Annotated in this window: 16 protein-coding genes and 1 riboswitch; of the genes, 9 read left to right on the forward strand and 7 right to left on the reverse strand. The window is 65.1% G+C overall.

Annotated elements, in window-relative coordinates:
• Positions 1-80: 80 nt before the first annotated feature.
• Positions 81-194, reverse strand: a riboswitch (TPP riboswitch).
• Positions 195-260: 66 nt separating this feature from the next.
• Both R2B70_RS18250 and R2B70_RS18255 read right to left on the reverse strand, forming a co-directional pair.
• Entirely contained in the window at positions 261-746 is a 486-nt protein-coding gene (locus R2B70_RS18250) for a hypothetical protein (RefSeq protein ID WP_318162172.1), read from the reverse strand.
• A gap of 78 nt (positions 747-824) precedes the next feature.
• Entirely contained in the window at positions 825-1,253 is a 429-nt protein-coding gene (locus R2B70_RS18255) for a hypothetical protein (protein ID WP_318162173.1), read from the reverse strand.
• Between the two features lie 90 nt (positions 1,254-1,343).
• Here R2B70_RS18255 and R2B70_RS18260 point away from each other — a divergent pair, with 90 nt between their 5' ends.
• Positions 1,344-2,012, forward strand: a complete 669-nt coding sequence (locus R2B70_RS18260; protein WP_318162174.1) for a response regulator transcription factor — start codon at positions 1,344-1,346, stop codon at positions 2,010-2,012.
• A complete protein-coding gene (locus tag R2B70_RS18265) occupies positions 2,009-3,271 on the forward strand; it encodes a HAMP domain-containing sensor histidine kinase (protein ID WP_318162175.1) in 1,263 nt (420 codons plus the stop codon). Before R2B70_RS18260 ends, R2B70_RS18265 begins: the two co-directional genes overlap by 4 nt.
• A 227-nt stretch (positions 3,272-3,498) precedes the next feature.
• Here R2B70_RS18265 and rimK read toward each other — a convergent pair whose 3' ends face one another.
• Together rimK and metH are read right to left on the reverse strand one after the other, a co-directional pair.
• On the reverse strand, positions 3,499-4,395 hold the full coding sequence (gene rimK, locus R2B70_RS18270; RefSeq protein ID WP_042077940.1) for a 30S ribosomal protein S6--L-glutamate ligase: 897 nt from the start codon (positions 4,393-4,395) through the stop codon (positions 3,499-3,501).
• Positions 4,396-4,633: 238 nt separating this feature from the next.
• Complete coding sequence (gene metH, locus R2B70_RS18275) at positions 4,634-8,329, reverse strand: methionine synthase (RefSeq protein WP_318162176.1); 3,696 nt, start codon at positions 8,327-8,329, stop codon at positions 4,634-4,636.
• 205 nt (positions 8,330-8,534) lie between these two features.
• Here metH and R2B70_RS18280 point away from each other — a divergent pair, with 205 nt between their 5' ends.
• On the forward strand, positions 8,535-9,812 hold the full coding sequence (locus R2B70_RS18280; RefSeq protein ID WP_042077943.1) for a cation:proton antiporter: 1,278 nt from the start codon (positions 8,535-8,537) through the stop codon (positions 9,810-9,812).
• Positions 9,813-10,288: 476 nt separating this feature from the next.
• Positions 10,289-10,465 (forward strand): hypothetical protein, encoded by a 177-nt coding sequence (locus tag R2B70_RS18285; protein WP_010672653.1) that lies wholly within the window; start codon positions 10,289-10,291, stop codon positions 10,463-10,465.
• Positions 10,466-10,530: 65 nt separating this feature from the next.
• Here R2B70_RS18285 and R2B70_RS18290 read toward each other — a convergent pair whose 3' ends face one another.
• Entirely contained in the window at positions 10,531-11,052 is a 522-nt protein-coding gene (locus tag R2B70_RS18290) for a GNAT family N-acetyltransferase (RefSeq protein WP_209793766.1), read from the reverse strand.
• Between the two features lie 152 nt (positions 11,053-11,204).
• Between R2B70_RS18290 and R2B70_RS18295 the strand changes: the two genes are divergently transcribed.
• Positions 11,205-11,468, forward strand: coding sequence for a hypothetical protein (locus R2B70_RS18295; protein WP_042077947.1), 264 nt, complete (start codon positions 11,205-11,207; stop codon positions 11,466-11,468).
• A 73-nt stretch (positions 11,469-11,541) separates the two neighbouring features.
• On the forward strand, positions 11,542-12,387 hold the full coding sequence (locus R2B70_RS18300; protein ID WP_128271401.1) for a neutral zinc metallopeptidase: 846 nt from the start codon (positions 11,542-11,544) through the stop codon (positions 12,385-12,387).
• A 66-nt stretch (positions 12,388-12,453) separates the two neighbouring features.
• Here the strand turns inward: R2B70_RS18300 and R2B70_RS18305 are convergent, their stop codons facing one another.
• On the reverse strand, positions 12,454-13,131 hold the full coding sequence (locus R2B70_RS18305; RefSeq protein WP_128271402.1) for an adenine nucleotide alpha hydrolase: 678 nt from the start codon (positions 13,129-13,131) through the stop codon (positions 12,454-12,456).
• A 201-nt stretch (positions 13,132-13,332) separates the two neighbouring features.
• Here R2B70_RS18305 and R2B70_RS18310 point away from each other — a divergent pair, with 201 nt between their 5' ends.
• The 3 genes from R2B70_RS18310 (at position 13,333) to R2B70_RS18320 (ending at position 15,865) form a co-directional block, all read left to right on the forward strand.
• Positions 13,333-14,649 (forward strand): MFS transporter, encoded by a 1,317-nt coding sequence (locus R2B70_RS18310; RefSeq protein ID WP_318162177.1) that lies wholly within the window; start codon positions 13,333-13,335, stop codon positions 14,647-14,649.
• Between the two features lie 133 nt (positions 14,650-14,782).
• A complete protein-coding gene (locus tag R2B70_RS18315; protein ID WP_209793770.1) occupies positions 14,783-15,502 on the forward strand; it encodes a MarC family NAAT transporter in 720 nt (239 codons plus the stop codon).
• A gap of 159 nt (positions 15,503-15,661) precedes the next feature.
• Complete coding sequence (locus R2B70_RS18320) at positions 15,662-15,865, forward strand: hypothetical protein (RefSeq protein ID WP_042077957.1); 204 nt, start codon at positions 15,662-15,664, stop codon at positions 15,863-15,865.
• Positions 15,866-15,974: 109 nt separating this feature from the next.
• Here the strand turns inward: R2B70_RS18320 and tldD are convergent, their stop codons facing one another.
• Complete coding sequence (gene tldD, locus R2B70_RS18325; RefSeq protein ID WP_318162178.1) at positions 15,975-17,423, reverse strand: metalloprotease TldD; 1,449 nt, start codon at positions 17,421-17,423, stop codon at positions 15,975-15,977.
• Between the last annotated feature and the right edge of the window lie 44 nt (positions 17,424-17,467).

Here is a 17,467-nt window from a genome sequence, read left to right on the forward strand (position 1 = left end):
TCCCCCTCTGTGCGCCTGTGCCAGCCAGAGGCGGTCTGCCTCCGGCTGGCGGGAAGGTGCTCCTTCCCCGGCGCGGTAACCCGCAAGTTACCCTTGTTTCCCTTCGCAGGTCTTAACCTGATCAGGTTCCACGGATCCCGAATTAACGGTCTCAGCTTAGCGTCGTTCGACGGTCAGCACTCCGACAAGATGGCGCCAGTATAAGTGGGGAATTTGAAAGTACAAGGTTTTAACAAGTCAGACCTGTGGGCGCGGCTGACTCAGGGTTCGTTCGGATCATCTTCCGGATTGGGGATCAGGATGTCGGTGAGGAGGCCCTCTTCATCCCGGCTCAGCACCAGGCGGAGACCCGGTTGCAGATCGGCGACGCTGCCGTTGATCCAGCGAGTGTCGGCATCAAACACCAGCACGCCGAGATCCTGCAGCAGCAATGCCTGTCCCGAGTGGGTGAGCAGTCGATCCTCCGCTCGCCGCCAGTTGGCCCCGAGCGCCGGATCCGGCGCCCCGTCGAGCACCCGGATCGTCTCGGCCACGCCGTAACGGCTCTGGATCGCGAGGCGCATGCCGGGCACGAGCCCGTCGGGCAGGGTCACACCGTGCAGCTCGGCACTGCCCAGCTCCAGCTCGGCCCCCTGGAATTGCAGGCGCACCCCGTCGTTGTGCTCCAGCTCCACCAGCCAGAGCTCGGCGTCGTCGGCGAGGGTGCAGAAGGGCAACAGCAGCAGGCAGAGTGCGGTTCTGGTCATGGCTGGCGGTCCAGGGTCAGGGGATGAGGTTTAACTATGGGCTTGGACGGGCAATTTTTCCGGTCTCCCGCGACCGGCTCAGTCATCCTCCCGGCACTGGCTCAGGCGCATGCCGTCAAACCTGCACTCCAGCTCCAGCCAGCGCCCTTCGAACGGATCCAGACTCCCATCCGAGGTGACATAGCCCCAGATGCGCCCCCCCTCCACCGGTCCCTCCAGCTCCATCTCGTCCTCCTCTTCCAGCGGCTCCACCTCGCGAACGAGCCGCCGCGCCCCCTGCGCCGTCTCCTGCACCACCCCTTCCAGATCGACCCAGGTCCCGCCGAGATCGTCCTCATCCAGCCCGTCCTTGAAGCGGGTGCGCTCGTCGATCACGAAGGGAATGCCGTTGACCATCAACTGGCCAAGCTGCCAGCTGGTGCGGCCCGTGAGCTTGAACTCGGCCGCCTGCGCCAGACCAAAAGACAATAGAATCAATAACCAGAAGGCGCGGAGAGACTTCTTCATCGGGGATCCTCGGGGTTACACTGGCACACAGGATGACGCATCCGGTGTGAAATGGCCGTGAAATGCCGGCCAGAACCAGGAGATCAAAGCATGAAAATACTGGTGGTGGAAGACAGTCCCCAGGTGGCGGAGACCATCATGGACTATCTGGCGCTGGCCGGGCACAGGGTGGATTGCGCCTATCACGGTCAGGCCGCCCTGCAACTGCTCGCCGAGCAGCGCTTCGACGTCATCATCATGGATGTCATGATGCCGCGCCTGGACGGCCTGCGCACCGTGGAGCGGCTGCGCTCGGACGGCATCTCGACCCCGGTGATCTTTCTCACCGCCCGCGACAGCCTGGAGGACAAGCTGGCAGGCTTCAAGGCGGGAGGGGACGACTACCTGGTCAAGCCCTTCGCCATGGAGGAGCTGGAGGTGCGGCTGCAGGCCCTGGGCCTGCGCGGCCCCCGAGGTGACATGGGCGCCCTCAGCTTCGGCGACCTGACGGTGGACACCGCCGCCGGTCGCGCCACCCGCGCCGGGGTGGAGCTCAAACTCGGCAAGATCCCGTTCCAGATCCTCAGCCTGCTGGTGAGGCGCGCCCCCCAGCTGGTGACGCGTCAGGAGGTGCTCGACACCGTCTGGGGGGACGAGGAGCCCGACTCCGACGCCCTGCGCAGTCACATCTATGCCCTGCGCAACGCCCTCGACAAGCCTTTCCCCGTCCCCATGCTGGAGACCCTGCACGGCCAGGGCTACCGGCTGGTGAAACCATGAGAGCCCTGCCACCGCCAGACCAGCAGGCCCCGGGCCTGCCGAGCCTGCGCCGGCGCCTGGTGCTGGCGCTGGGGGGGGCCGGCCTGCTGCTGCTGATGATCCTGAGCCTGCTGATGGTGGTGGCCGAGGACAAGATGGAGGAGCTGAGCCTGCGCCACTGGCTGGAGGCCGAGGCGACCCGCTACGGCGATGACTGGCTGCGCCTGGGACCTGGGGCCCCCGCCCCCAGCCCGCGCCAGTTCTCCAGCTACTGGACCGAGGCGGGCCGCCTGCCGGCCTGGCTCAAGACCTACCGGAGCCCCGGCTTCTTCGAACACCAGCTGGGAGAGGAGGACAAGCACTTCCTGGTGCGGCCCCATCCGTCCGGTCAGGGGCTGCTCTATCTGGTGTTCAACGACGACGCCGACGACTATCTGGACCCCTACGAAGACAAGCTGCATCTGGTCACCCGGTTGATCGGCCTGGCCCTGCTGCTGGGGAGCCTCGCCTTCGGCATCTGGCTGGTGCGCCACATCACCCGCCCCCTGGACAGGCTGCGCCAGCGCGTCGCCCACCTCACCCCGGATCAGGGGGACTTCGTGCCGGATGCCCCCTGGCAGGAACTGCGCGACATCGAGCTGGCGCTACTGGCGGGTAAGCACGAGGTGGCCGCCGTGTTCGCCCGCGAACAGGAGTTCAGCCGCTTCGCGAGCCACGAGCTGCGCACCCCCAACATGGTGATCCAGGGCTCCGCCGCCCTGCTCGGCAAGGTGGCGGACCTGCCCGCCCCGGCGGCCCGCGCCACCGCCCGCATCCGCGCCGCCGCCGACGAGATGGCCCTGCTCACCGAGACCTTCCTGCTGCTGGGGCGCAAGGAGGCCGTGGAGCGTACGCCCCAGCAGGTGGCCCCCCTCATTCGTCAGGAGCTGACCCGCCTCGCCCCCCTGCTGCAACGGGAGGCGCTGGACATTTGGCTGCAACTGGACGAGGAGAGCGAGGTAGAGGCTCCCCTCTCCCTGCTCGCCATTGCGCTCGGCAACCTCTTGAAAAACGCCCTGAGCTACGCCGAGGGCCATATCGAGATCGCGCTGCACGAACGGGTGCTCACCATCAGCAACCCCACGACAGCCGCACCGGATCAGATCCTGGGCTACGGCTGTGGCCTCACCATCATCCAGCGCATCTGCGAGAAGCTGGGCTGGCAGATAGAGACCCGGCTGGAGGATGGGGTCTTCAGCGCCCGGCTGGCGATGAGCCCCAGCGACCCCGGGGCGGCATAGCCCCCTAATACCCGGCCCTTCTCCCCGGCGATTCAACAGAGTGGGAGAAGGGAGACTCCCCCTGGTAAACCATCACGGCTCGCGGTGACAACCGCAGACCAACGACGATTACCCAGCACCACCGAACAGTGCTCTCTCCCTTCGAAAGAGGGCACTGCGGCACCAACCAGATAGCAACAAGGCGCCCGAGGGCGCCCTGTTTTATCTGTCTGACACTCGTTTGGGACTCATTCCGCCGGCTTGTGCTTGCGACTCGCCTTGAGCTCCAGATACTCGATGATCTTGCCCGCCACGTCCTTGCCGGAGGCGGCCTCCACCCCCTGCAGGCCGGGGGAGGAGTTCACCTCCAGCACCAGGGGGCCGCGGGCGCTGCGCAGTATGTCCACCCCAGCCACGTCCAGCCCCATGATCTTGGCGGCCTGCACCGCGGTCGCCCGCTCCTCCGGGGTGATCTTGATGGCCGAGGCCTCGCCGCCCCGGTGCAGGTTGGAGCGAAACTCCCCCGGCTGGGCCTGGCGGCGCATGGCGGCCACCACCTTGCCGTTGACCACCAGGCAGCGGATGTCGGCGCCGTTGGCCTCGCGGATATACTCCTGCACCAGGATGTTGTTGTTGGTCTGGATGAAGGCCTCGATCACGCTCTCGGCGGCCTTCTGGGTCTCGCACAGCACCACCCCTATCCCCTGGGTCCCCTCCAGCAGCTTCACCACCAGGGGCGCCCCGCCCACCATGGTGATGAGGTCGGGCACGTCGTGGGTACTGTGGGCATAGCCGGTGATGGGCAGGCCTATGCCGTGACGGGAGAGCAGCTGCATGGCGCGCAGCTTGTCCCGGGAGCGGGAGATGGCCACCGAGCTGTTGAGGGCCATGGTGTTCATCATCTCGAACTGGCGCAGCACGGCGGTACCGTAGAAGGTGATGCTGGCCCCGATGCGCGGGATCACGGCGTCATAGCTCTCCAGCTCCCGTCCTTCGTAGTGGATAGAGGGATTGTGGGAGGCGATGTTCATGTAGCAGCGCAGGGTGTCGAGCACCTCGACCTGGTGCCCGCGGGCCCGGGCCACCTCGACCAGGCGGCGGGTGGAGTAGTTGTTGGGCTCGCGGGATAAGATGGCAATATTCATGGCGATTCCGCTAGAAGGCTGTACCTGGGCAGGATGGGGCGGGAGAGTATAAAGTGCCACAGCGCCAAGACAACGCCAATTGTTTATCCTGACAACAAGGCAAACCACGCAGAACTCCGCTATGCCATCCCGTTGTCATCCAGATGTCACACGGCGGCACCAGACTGGTCTGTCCCCCAGCACAGGATGCCGCCGTTGTTCGTCAAAGATCAATCTGGATTGACCCGATTGCCACGCCTCAATGCAGGTTGGGCCCCAGCCAGCGCTCGGCTTCTGCCAGGGTCATGCCCTTGCGCTGGGCATAGTCTTCCACCTGGTCCGGCTGGATCTGCGCCACCGCGAAGTATTTGCTCTCGGGGTGGGAGAAGTACCAGCCCGACACCGCCGCCCCCGGCCACATGGCGTAGGACTCGGTGAGCTGCATGCCGATGGCCTGCTCCACGTCCAGCAGCTCCCAGATGCTCCCCTTCTCGGTGTGCTCGGGGCAGGCCGGATAACCGGGGGCCGGGCGGATGCCCCGATAGTTCTCGCGGATCAGCTCCTCGTTGCTGAGCGCCTCGTCCGGGGCATAGCCCCAGTGCACTTTGCGCACCTGTTCGTGCAGGTATTCGGCAAAGGCCTCGGCCAGGCGGTCGCACACCGCCTGGATGAGGATGGCGTTGTAGTCGTCGTGCTCCGCCTTGTAGGCCTTGGCGATGGCCTCCTCGCCGATGCCGCCGGTCACCGCGAAGGCGCCGATCCAGTCGGGCTTGCCGCTCTCCTTCGGGGCCACATAGTCCGCCAGACAGTAGTTGGGGAAGCCCTGCTTCTCGCTCTGCTGGCGCAGGTGGTGCAGCACCTTGCGCACCCGGGTGCGGGACTCATCGGTGTAGACCTCGATGCTGTCCCCCACGGCGTTGGCCGGGAACAGGCCTATGATGCCGGCGCAGCGCACGCTCCGATCCTTCTCCAGCCGATCCAGCATGGCGTTGGCGTCGGCGTAGAGGCGCGTCGCCTCCTCCCCTACGACTTCATCCTCCAGAATGCGGGGGAACTTGCCCGCCAGCTCCCAGCTGAGGAAGAACGGCGTCCAGTCGATGTAGGGGCGCAGCACAGAGATGGGCACGTTTTCGAACTTCTGTACGCCGGGCTCCCGGGGCGCGGGGGGCTCATAGCCCACCCAGTCCAGCTGGTGGCGGTTGGCGCGGGCATGGGCCAGGGAAACCGGCTTGGAGCGCGGCTGCTTGCGGGCGTGCTGATCCCGGGCGATCTCGTACTCCTTGTCGATGCGGGCGACGAAGGCGGGCTTGAGCTCCGGGCTCAGCAGGCTCTGGGCCACCCCCACGGCGCGAGAGGCGTTGGAGACATAGACCACGGGCTCGGAGTAGTTCTGCTCTATCTTCACCGCGGTGTGGGCCTTGGAAGTGGTGGCACCGCCGATGAGCAGCGGCAGCTTGAACCCCTGACGCTCCATCTCCTTGGCCACGTGCACCATCTCGTCCAGCGACGGGGTGATAAGGCCCGACAGGCCTATGATGTCGGCCCCCACTTCCCGGGCCGTCTTGAGGATGGTCTCGCAGGAGACCATGACCCCGAGATCCACGATCTCGAAGTTGTTGCACTGCAGCACCACGCCGACGATGTTCTTGCCAATGTCGTGCACGTCGCCCTTGACGGTGGCCAGCACGATTTTGCCGTTGCTGGAGCCGCCGGACTTCTCCGCCTCTATGTAGGGCTGCAGGTAGGCCACCGCCCGCTTCATGACCCGGGCCGACTTCACCACCTGGGGCAGGAACATCTTGCCGGCACCGAACAGATCGCCCACCACGTTCATGCCGTCCATCAGCGGCCCCTCGATGACGTGCAGCGGCTTCTCTGCCTGGGCGCGCGCCTCCTCGGTATCCTCCTCGATGAAGTCGGTGATCCCCTTGACCAGCGCATGTTCGAGCCGCTTGCCCACCGGCCAGCCTCGCCACTCCTGATCCCGCGGATCCTCGGCCTGGGCACCCGCGCCGCGATACTTCTCGGCGATGGCCAGCAGCTCTTCGGTGGCGTTGTCATTGAGGTTCAGCACCACCGCCTCGACCTTCTCCTTCAGCTCGGCCGGGATGTCCTCGTAGATGGCGAGCTGGCCCGCGTTGACTATCCCCATGTCCATGCCGTTCCTGATGGCGTGGTAAAGGAAGACGGCGTGGATGGCTTCGCGCACCGGCTCGTTGCCACGGAAGGAGAAGGAGACGTTGGAGACGCCGCCGGAGATCATGGCGTGGGGCAGGTTGCGTTTTATGTCGCCGACCGCCTCGATAAAGTCCACCGCGTAGTTGTTGTGCTCGTCGATGCCGGTCGCCACCGCGAAGATGTTGGGGTCGAAGATGATGTCTTCCGGCGGGAAGCCGACGCGGTCCACCAGGATGCGGTAGGCGCGCTGGCAGATCTCGAACTTGCGGGCCCGGGTGTCGGCCTGGCCAACCTCGTCGAACGCCATCACGATGACGGCGGCGCCGTAGCGGCGCAGCAGTTTCGCCTGCTCGATGAACTTCTCCTCCCCCTCCTTCATGGAGATGGAGTTGACCACCGGCTTGCCCTGCACGCACTTGAGACCCGCCTCCAGCACCTCCCACTTGGAGGAGTCGATCATCACGGGCACCCGGGCGATGTCCGGTTCCCCGGCGATGAGGTTCAGGAAGCGCACCATGGCCGCCTCGGCGTCCAGCATCCCCTCGTCCATGTTGATGTCGATGATCTGGGCGCCGTTCTCCACCTGCTGCTTGGCCACGTCCAGCGCCTCGTCGTAGAGCCCTTCTTTTATCAAGCGCTTGAACTTGGCCGAGCCGGTGACGTTGGTGCGCTCCCCCACGTTCACGAACATGGATTCGGGGGTGATGATGAGGGGTTCCAGGCCCGACAGGCGACAGGCAACCGGCAGATCCGGCAAGGCGCGGGGCTTGATGCCGGCGACGGCGTCCGCCATGGCGCGGATGTGGGTCGGGGTGGTACCGCAGCAGCCCCCCACCAGGTTGAGGAAGCCGCTCTGGGCCCACTCGCGGATATGCTCCGCCATCTCGACCGCGTCGAGATCGTACTCGCCGAAGGCATTGGGCAGGCCGGCGTTGGGGTGGGCGCTGACATGGGTCTCGCTGATGCGGGAGAGCTCCTCCACGTACTGGCGCAGCTCGTCCGGGCCGAGCGCACAGTTGAGGCCGAAGGAGATGGGCTTCACGTGGCGAAGGGAATGGTAGAAGGCTTCCGTGGTCTGGCCCGAGAGGGTGCGACCGGAGGCGTCCGTGATGGTGCCGGAGATCATCACCGGCAGGCTGTAGCCCAGCTCCTCGAACACCAGGTCCACCGCGAAGGCGGCCGCCTTGGCGTTGAGGGTATCGAAGATGGTCTCGATCAGGATGAGGTCGGCCCCCCCCTCAATGAGGGCATGGGTCGATTCGGTGTAGGCGGCCACCAGCTCGTCATAGGTGACGTTGCGCTTGCCCGGATCGTTCACGTCCGGCGAGATGGAGGCTGTGCGGTTGGTGGGGCCCAGCACCCCTGCCACAAAGCGCGGTTTCGCCGGATCCTTGGCCGTCCACTCGTCCGCCACGGCGCGGGCCAGGCGGGCCGCCTCCCGGTTGATCTCGGCCGAGAGCGCTTCCATCTCGTAGTCGGCCATGGCGATGCGGGTGGCGTTGAAGGTGTTGGTCTCGAGGATGTCGGCACCGGCGGCGCAGTACTGGTCGTGGATCTCGCGAATGACGGCGGGACGGCTCAGCACCAGCAGGTCGTTGTTGCCCTTGATGTCGGTATGCCAGTTCGCAAACCGCTCGCCTCTATAGTCCGACTCGCCGAGCTTGTAGCCCTGGATCATGGTGCCCATGGCCCCGTCGATGATCAGGATCCGCTCCCTGAGACAGGCTTCCAGCCTGGTTGTGACATCCACTTTCTTGTTCGACTCTCTGCTCGACACCACTCGTACCCCTTACATCCATGCAACTGCGTGATGCCCATCCTAGCAGCAATCAAATTAAATGGAAATCTAGCCGTCTATCTGTCCGTATCGGCGATTAAATATAACCATAAATAGGTAATGAGCGGGCACTAGCCCGGGAGTACCCTATGCCCGTCCTCAATAGGGATACGTGCTTGCTGTTTACTAAAGAGAAAAAATAACTATGAGCGTCTACTACACACTCTGCTTCCTGGCAGCCCTGGCGATCTTCATCGCCTTTGCCAACCAGTATGTTGTGAAGATCCAGACCACCATCGCCATCACCGCGGGATCCATGCTGATCTCCGCTCTGATGGTGCTGTTTGGTAAGTTGGGATGGTTCAACCTGGAACCTCTGGCCGTCGAGACCATGGAGAGCATCGACTTCCAGAACTTCCTGCTGAAGGGGATCCTGGGCTTCCTGCTGTTCGCCGGTGGCCTCGGCATCAACCTCAAGGCGTTGCGCAGCCAGAAGTGGGAGATCACCATTCTCTCCATAGTGGCGACCCTGCTCTCCACCTTCATCATCGGCTACGGCTTCTGGTTCATCGCCAGGCTGCTGGGCTGGGAGCTGCCGCTGGTCTACTGCATGCTGTTCGGTGCCCTGATCTCCCCCACCGACCCCATCGCCGTGCTGGCCATCGTCAAGAAGATGAAGGCGCCGCCCCAGATCGCCATCCAGATCGAGGGGGAATCCCTGTTCAACGACGGGGTCGGCCTGGTGATCTTCGCCACCGTGTTTGCCGTGGCCTTTGGCGGTGTCGAGCCCACCTTCACCAGCGTGGCCGGCCTGTTCCTGCACGAGGCCCTCGGCGGCATCCTGTTCGGTGCCGTGCTGGGCCTCATCGCCCACGTGATGATCAGCGCCACCGACGACGGCTCCCTGGAGCTGCTGCTGACCCTCTGCATCCCCACCGCGGGCTTCGCCTTCGCCAACATGATCGGCGTCTCCGGCGCCCTGGCCATGGTGGTGACCGGCATCATGATCGGCAACTGGACCCGCCACAGCGGCTTCTCCGAGCAGAGCAGCCACCACCTGGATCACTTCTGGGAGTTGATGGACCAGTTCCTCAACGCCCTGCTGTTCCTGCTGATCGGCCTGGCCCTGGTGCTGCTGGATCTCGCCTGGCAAGACTGGATCCTGCTGGTCATCGCGGTGCCGCTCTGCCTGGCCGCCCGCTTCGTCAGCGTCTCCCTGCCCTACGTGGCCTTCCGCCGCTATCGCAGCTACAACACCTTCTCGGTGCGCATCCTGACCTGGGGCGGCCTGCGCGGCGGCCTGGCCATGGCCATGGCCCTGGCGCTGCCCTCCGGCGTCATGGTGCTGCCGGAGCACGGCGTCGACCTGCGGGAAGTGATCCTGGTGATGACCTACTCGGTGGTGATGTTCTCCATCGTGGTACAGGGCATGACCATCACCCCCATGATCACCGCCGCCAAGAGGGCCTGCGGCGACGCCTGAGTCGCCCGCATCCCCTGACAGACAAGGCACAAAGGGCTCCCTATGGAGCCCTTTTGTCGTCACCACGACAGTGAAAAATGAGGGAATGCCGGATGGCAGCACAATGAGTGTTTGCTTTTTATGCATTTTGAAGAGAGAATGCGCGCCGGCTAGTCAATCAGCCCTGATTATGTTCGCAATGCTTCACCTCACGATGAATCCTGCCAGTACCTACATAAGCTCCCTCTGATTTACTCGCCTTGAGAACCGTTCAGGCTGTCTGCCTGCGTTGCCCGGCTCTCACGGTGCAGACCCGATCTGCCCATCCATTGGTCTATGCATGTCGCATAGGTCTTGGCGCCTTCCTTGAAAGTGCAGACGCCCCTTATCCGGGCTGGGTATTCCTGCGCGCCCGTCAGCCAGAACGCTGACCGCGCCCATCGACCTGACATTTGCCAACACAAGGAGCAAACACTTAATTTATATAGAGAAATACCATGATGAAACACGTACAAATCCGCAAACCCCTGCGTCGCAGCAAGCCCATCAACCTGCCCGTGCAAGAACACGACGATGATGCGTTTCTGATCCAGTTCAGCACCCGCTTCAGCGGCGGCTTCGCCATCTCCTGCGATGGCATCGCCGGCGAGTTCTCCATCGAAGAGCTCAACTGACCCTGCCTGACGGCAGTGTCCGATGCAGACAGGCCGCAGCTCACGGCGGCCTCCCTTGCCCAGACCTAGACCCGGCAGGGCGCCTTATCCGGCGCCTCCAGCAGCAGGCACTCCTCCTCGCTCTCCCCCAGCCTGACCCGCTTGCCCTGACTCAGCCCCAGCTTGGCCAGTAGCCGGACCGAGCGCTCGTTGCCCGGGGTGACGATGGCCACCACCCGCTCGATGCCGAGCCGCTCGCGACCATCCTTCAGCGCCGCCCGCGCCGCCTCCAGGGCATAGCCCTGTCCGCGCCAGGCCGGCAGGAAGGCGTAGCCGATGTCCTCGCACGGCAGGGTGTCGCGCTTGATGAGACCGCAGATGCCGAGCCTGGCCCCGTCGCTGCGCCTGGCCACCAGATAGAGGCCGTGACCGTGGCGGGCATAGCTGACCGCCGGCCCCTGCTGGATGTAGTTCTCGGCATCGTCCCGGGTACGCACCCCGCGATCGCCGATCCAGCGGTGGAAGTCGCCGTCGTTGAGCAGTTCGAGAATGAAGGGGGCATCGGCAGTGGTCAGTTCGCGCAGTTCCAGGCGCTCGGAGAGGATCATGACGGAGGCTCTGTTGACAAAAACGGGTCACCCAGACTGCCCCCGTCGCCCGATCTTGGCAAGATCCGGGCAGACATTTCTGCCCCGACGGCAGGCGTCCCCGCTATACTGCCCACCCCATGACAACCCCATGCAACAGACAGGACACCACCATGACGGACACCACCGAATTTTTTGATGAAGCGACGCTGCTGGAGATGGTGGAAAACCAGCTCGCCGACGGCCATCCCCTGCAGGTGAAAGCCACCCTGATGCGGCTGGTGATGAAGGGCACCCCGAGGGAAGAGGCGCTGCAATACATCGCCTGCGCCCTGGGCGCCGAACTCATGGCCATGGAGGCCGATCAGGGCCCCTTCAACCTCGCCCGCTACGGCGAGTTTCTCGACAGCCTGCCCGAGATGCCCTGGGCCGAATAAGGCCCCTGGTTAGGCAAGGCGCGGGACCCGCCATTATCATTACTGCCACCAAAGATGACGGGAGTATGGGGATATGCGCTGGCAAGATCGCCGTGAGAGCAACAACGTGGAAGACAGGCGCCAGCAGGGCGGGGGCGGCGGCCTGCCCATCGGCGGCAAGGGGCGCCTCGTCCTGCTGGTCGTGGTCATGGTCGCGGGTTACTACGGCGTTGACCTGAGCCCCCTGCTCGACGAGCCGGCCCCGCAGAGCCAGCCCCAGCGTCAGAACCCGTCCCAGGCCGCCAGCGACCCCCTCGCCCGCTTCACCTCGGTGATGCTCGCCTCCACGGAGGATGCTTGGGGCGAGATCTTCCAGCAAAGCGGCAACCACTATCAGGCCCCCAAGCTGGTGCTCTATCGCGGCGCGACCCGCACCGGGTGCGGCCAGGGCCAGTCGGTGATGGGGCCCTTCTACTGTCCGGCGGACGGCTCCGTCTACATCGATCTCTCCTTCTATCAGGACATGCGCGACAAGCTGAGGGCCGACGGTGACTTCGCCCAGGGCTATGTGATCGCCCACGAGGTGGGCCACCACGTGCAGCACCTGCTCGGCATCTCCACCAGGGTGCGCCAGCAACAACAGGGGCTGAGCCAGGTGGCCCAGAACCGGTTGTCGGTCAGGCTCGAACTGCAGGCGGACTGCTTCGCCGGGGTCTGGGGCCACTACATGGAAAAAGAGCAGGTGCTGGAGCGCGGCGATCTGGAAGAGGCGCTCAACGCCGCCCAGGCCATCGGCGACGACAGGTTGCAACAGCAGGGTCAGGGCCGGGTAGTGCCCGACAGCTTCACCCACGGCACCTCGGCCCAGCGCCTCGCCTGGTTCAAACGCGGCTTTGACAGCGGCAAGCCCGCCAGTTGCGACACCTTCGCCGCCCGCTGACACACGGCAACGACAGGGCCGGATCCCCGAGGATCCGGCCCTTTCTCTGGGCGCTGGCGGCCCGCCTCAGGCGATCTCGTCCGCCAGCAGATCGGTGAAGACGAAGCCGTCCCTCAGCACAGTCTCCCCCACCCGGATGGCCAGGGGCCGCTGGAACATGGGGCCGTCCCAGGCCAGGGTGTGGAACTCGCCGTTTTCGCCGCAGGGGTCCACCCCGGCGGGCAGGGCGGCCAGCAGGGCCTCATCGAACTCGTGTCCCCCCAGGCTCATGTCCAGCGTCTTGGGGTCGAGGGTGCAGACCCTGGCCCTGAGCCCGGCGGCCATCATCTGCTGCGCCAGCTCGGTCGTGTCGCTGCCCCAGAGCGGGAACAGCGGCGTGATGCCGGTTCCCGCGAGCTGGCGCTCCCGGTAGGCGCGCACGTCCTCGAGGAAGAGATCGCCAAACGCCATATGGCGGATCCCCCGGGCCATCACCTCCCCGATGAAGCCGGTCATGATGCGGCCGTACTCCTCGTTGCTGCAGGGCCAGGGCAGGTCGATGGTCATCAGCGGCAATCCCACGCACTGGGCCTGCCGCGCCAGCAAACTCTTGCGCACCCCGTGCATGGCGACCCGCTCGAATGCCTGATTGAGGGTGGTGAACAGGCCCACCACCTCGATGGCCGGATCCTGCCGCAATCTGTGCAGCGCCCAGGCGCTGTCCTTGCCGCTGCTCCAGGAGAGCAGCACTTTGGTCTTGGTCATGGTTTCTCCCACTGTGTTTCCCGGGCCAATGGCCGCTCGCCGTCAGCCGCTCTCCTGTCTCGTTGCACCAGGATGCTGCAAGACAGTGTTGCGAATTGTGCGATTTACATCGCGGGACACAAAAGCATACCCTCGTGATCGAGCGTATCCCCGCAGAGCCTGGGGGAGAATAACTAAAAAAACGATGGGAAACATAAGGATATGAGTACAGTCAGCACATCGCACGACCACGGTCGCCCCCTCAACCGACAGGATTACAAGACCCTGAGCCTGGCGGCCCTCGGCGGCGCCCTCGAATTCTACGACTTCATCATCTTCGTCTTCTTCGCCGTGGTCATCGGCGAGCTCTTCTTCCCGGCGGACATTCCCGAGTGGCTGCGCCAGTTCCAGACCTTCGGCATCTTCGCCGCCGGCTACCTGGCCCGCCCGCTCGGCGGCATCATCATGGCCCACTTCGGCGATCTCATCGGCCGCAAGCGGATGTTCACCCTCAGCATCATCCTGATGGCCCTGCCGACCCTGCTGATCGGCCTGCTGCCCACCTATGCCGTGCTCGGCATCGCCGCCCCCCTGCTGTTGCTGCTGCTGCGGATCCTGCAGGGAGCCGCCATCGGCGGTGAAGTACCTGGGGCCTGGGTCTTCGTGGCCGAGCACGTCCCCGCCCGCCGGGTCGGCGTCGCCTGCGGCACCCTCACGGCGGGCCTGACCGCCGGCATCCTGCTCGGCTCCCTGGTGGCCACCGCCATCAACCGCGGCATGAGCCCGGGCGACGTGAGCGACTGGGGCTGGCGCCTGGCCTTCGTGCTCGGCGGCGTGTTCGGCATCGTCGCCATGTACCTGCGCCGCTGGCTGCACGAGACCCCGGTCTTTGCCGAGATGCAGGCCAACAAGTCGCTGGCCGAGGAGCTGCCGCTCAAGACGGTGCTGCGCGAGCACAAGGGCAGCGTCATCGTCTCCATGCTGCTGACCTGGCTGCTCTCCGCCGGGATCGTTGTGGTGATCCTGATGACCCCGACCTATCTGCAGAAGGTCCACGGCATCAGCCCCGCCGATGCCCTGACCGCCAACTCCCTGGCCATAGTCGCGCTCACCCTGGGCTGCATCTTCTACGGCCGCCTGATCGACGCCCTCGGCAGCGGCCCCACCTTCGTGCTGGGCTCCCTGCTGCTGGCGGGATCGACCTACGCCTTCTACCACGGCCTGGCGGCCGGCATGGCGCAGCTGGTGCCCCTCTACATGCTGGCCGGCTTCGCGGTGGGGATAGTCGGCGCCGTGCCCTACGTCATGGTCAATGCCTTCCCGGCAGTGGTGCGCTTCTCCGGCCTGTCCTTCTCCTACAACGTGGCCTACGCCATCTTCGGCGGCCTGACGCCCATGCTGGTCACCCTCTGGATGAAGAGCGACGTGCTGGCCCCGTCCCACTATGTGGTCAGTCTGGCCGGCCTCGGCTTCGTACTGGGCCTCTGGCTCTGGCTGCGCCAGCGCGGTCAGCGTCAGGTCACGCCGCAAACCGCCTGATCACCATGGAGCCCCGCACTGTCGGGGCTCCTTCATTCCGGCTATATTCAGCCGGGCTCCCATAGAGTAGCCCCCCCCTTGAGGCCAGACCCCCGTCTGGCCCTGTTGTTTGCCAACCACCCCGAGGTACACGATGTTCTTCCAGGTCGTCTTCATCGCCTTGCTGGCCCTGCTGCCCATGGTCAACCCCCCCACCACGGCCACCCTGCTGCTGGGTCTGAGCAAGGGGATGTCCCGCGAGCACATACGCCGCCAGATCAACATGGCCGCCATCTATCTGTTCGCCACCCTCTGCGTCAGCTTCTTCATCGGATCCTCCATCCTGGATCTGTTCGGGATCTCCATCCCGGGGTTGCGCCTGGCCGGTGGCCTCATCATCGCCTTCATCGGCTTTCGCATGCTATTCCCTGCGCCGAGCCAGGCCGCCGGCGTCGATACCAACCAGAGCATCGCCTTCGTGCCGCTCACCATGCCCAGCATGTGCGGGCCCGGTACCATGGCCCTGGTGATCAGCGGTGCGGCCCAGATAGCCGAGCTGCCGGCGGAGGCCGACCGCTTCGTCATCTATGCCGCCATGGTGACCGCCTTCGCCCTGATGAGCCTCATCAGCTGGGGCGTGCTCAAGCTGGCGGATCCGGTGTGCAAGATCCTCGGCGCCACCGGGATCGACGCCATGACCCGGATCATGGGTTTCCTGCTGGTGTGCATGGGCATGCAGTTCTGCATCAACGGCGTCAAGGAGGTGGCCCAGGATCCCGTGTTCCACGGCGCCCCGGCACCGCAGACGGCGCCCGCCTCGCCCCAGGCCGGCGCCGGCACCCTGGATCATCTCTCCCTGCCGCGCCAGCCCTGACTGAAAACGCTGTCATCCGTCTCGAGAATCGCCCTGGATCTTGCGCCCGATCATGTTGCCCACCCACAGGTGAGGTAGTCTGATTTTTGTACAGGCAGGGTTCAGAGGGTCGTCGTTAGCCTGACTGACGCAGACCCCGTCACTTGAGGAGATATGCAAATGGAAAAGATGCTGACCGAGATTGGAAGCTACAGCCTGTTTCATGAATATCTGAACGTGGTCGGGGCCGCCAGCCCCGCCCTGACCCGGATCAAGACGAGGTGGGAGTTCAAGCAGAAGGATCGTCTGGTTGCCCAGATAAGGGTGGATGCCCAGGGCCACGCCCGGTTCTTCATCGACGCCCGCGCCATCTCGGTCAACTGATCCGAGCCCCCTTCACCAGCCCCGGCCCTGTCCGGGGCTTTTTGTTGCCTTTTCCCCGGCCAATAAAAAACCCCGGCACCGGGCCGGGGTTCGAGAGGGCGAGTGAGCCTTACTGGGTGCCACCCACGGTCAGTTGATCCAGCTTGAGGGTAGGCTGGCCAACGCCGACCGGCACGCTCTGCCCCTCCTTGCCGCAGACCCCGACCCCGCGATCCAGGGCGAGATCACGGCCCACCATGGAGACCTGGCTCATGGCCTCGGGGCCGTTGCCGATCAGGGTCGCGCCCTTGATGGGCGCGGTGATCCTGCCGTCTTCGATGAGGTAGGCCTCGGAGGCGGAGAAGACGAACTTGCCGGAGGTGATGTCCACCTGGCCGCCGCCGAAGTTGGGGGCATAGATCCCCTTCTTCACCGAGGCGATGATCTCCGCCGGATCATACTGGCCCGCCAGCATGTAGGTGTTGGTCATGCGCGGCATCGGCAGGGCGGCGTAGGATTCGCGGCGGCCGTTGCCGGTGAGCGGCACCCCCATCAGGCGGGCGTTCTGCTTGTCCTGCAGATAGCCCTTGAGGATGCCGTTCTCGATCAGGACGTTGTAGCCGCCCGGCGTCCCCTCGTCATCGATGGAGACGGAGCCGCGTCGACCCGGCAGGGTGCCGTCGTCGACTATGGTGCAGTGTCTGGAGGCGACCTGCTCGCCGATGCGGCCGGCGAAGGCGGAGGAGCCCTTGCGGTTGAAGTCCCCCTCCAGACCGTGGCCCACCGCCTCGTGCAGCAGCACGCCGGGCCAGCCGGCGCCGAGCACCACCGGCATGGTGCCGGCCGGCGCGTCTATGGCTTCCAGGTTCACCAGGGCCTGGCGCACCGCCTCGCGTACATAGCCAAACGCCCGGCTCTCCAGCCCGTCCAGTTCGAGGAAATAATCGTAGCCGAAGCGGCCGCCACCGCCGGCGCTGCCGCGCTCCCGGCGATCCCCCTTCTCGGCAATGACGGTCACCGACAGGCGCACCAGGGGGCGCACGTCGGCGGCCAGGGTGCCGTCGGTGGCAGCCACCAGGATCTCCTCGTAGACACCGCTGATGGAGGCCATCACCTGATTGATGGCGGGATCCAGGCCTCTGGCGAACCTGTCCATCTGCTCCAGCAGGGCGATCTTCTGCTGCTTGTCGAGGGTCTGCAGGGGGTCCATGGCCGGATAGAGCAGATTCGCTTCGGTTCTGGCCCAGGCCTTCACCTTGCCCCGGGCCCCGGCGGCGGCGATGCCGCGGGCGGCGGTCACCGACTGCTGCAGCGCCAGCAGGCTCAGTTCGTCCGAGTAGGCGAAGCCGGTCTTCTCGCCGCTGACGGCGCGTACCCCCACCCCCTGATCGATGTTGTAGCTGCCGTCCTTGACGATGCCGTCCTCCAGCATCCAGGACTCGTGCCAGCTGCGCTGGAAATAGAGGTCGCCGAACTCCACCTCATGGCTCATCAGGCTGCCGAGCAGCTGCTGCAGGCGCCCTTCGTCGAGGTCGTTCGGGGCCAACAATGCGGCACTAACCTGGCTCAATAGACTCAAATCTTTCTCTCCACTCTCATGCGAGATGTCGTAACGGTTAAATC

It is taken from the genome of Aeromonas sp. XH (genome assembly GCF_033348475.1).
Taxonomy (GTDB): domain Bacteria; phylum Pseudomonadota; class Gammaproteobacteria; order Enterobacterales; family Aeromonadaceae; genus Aeromonas; species Aeromonas sanarellii.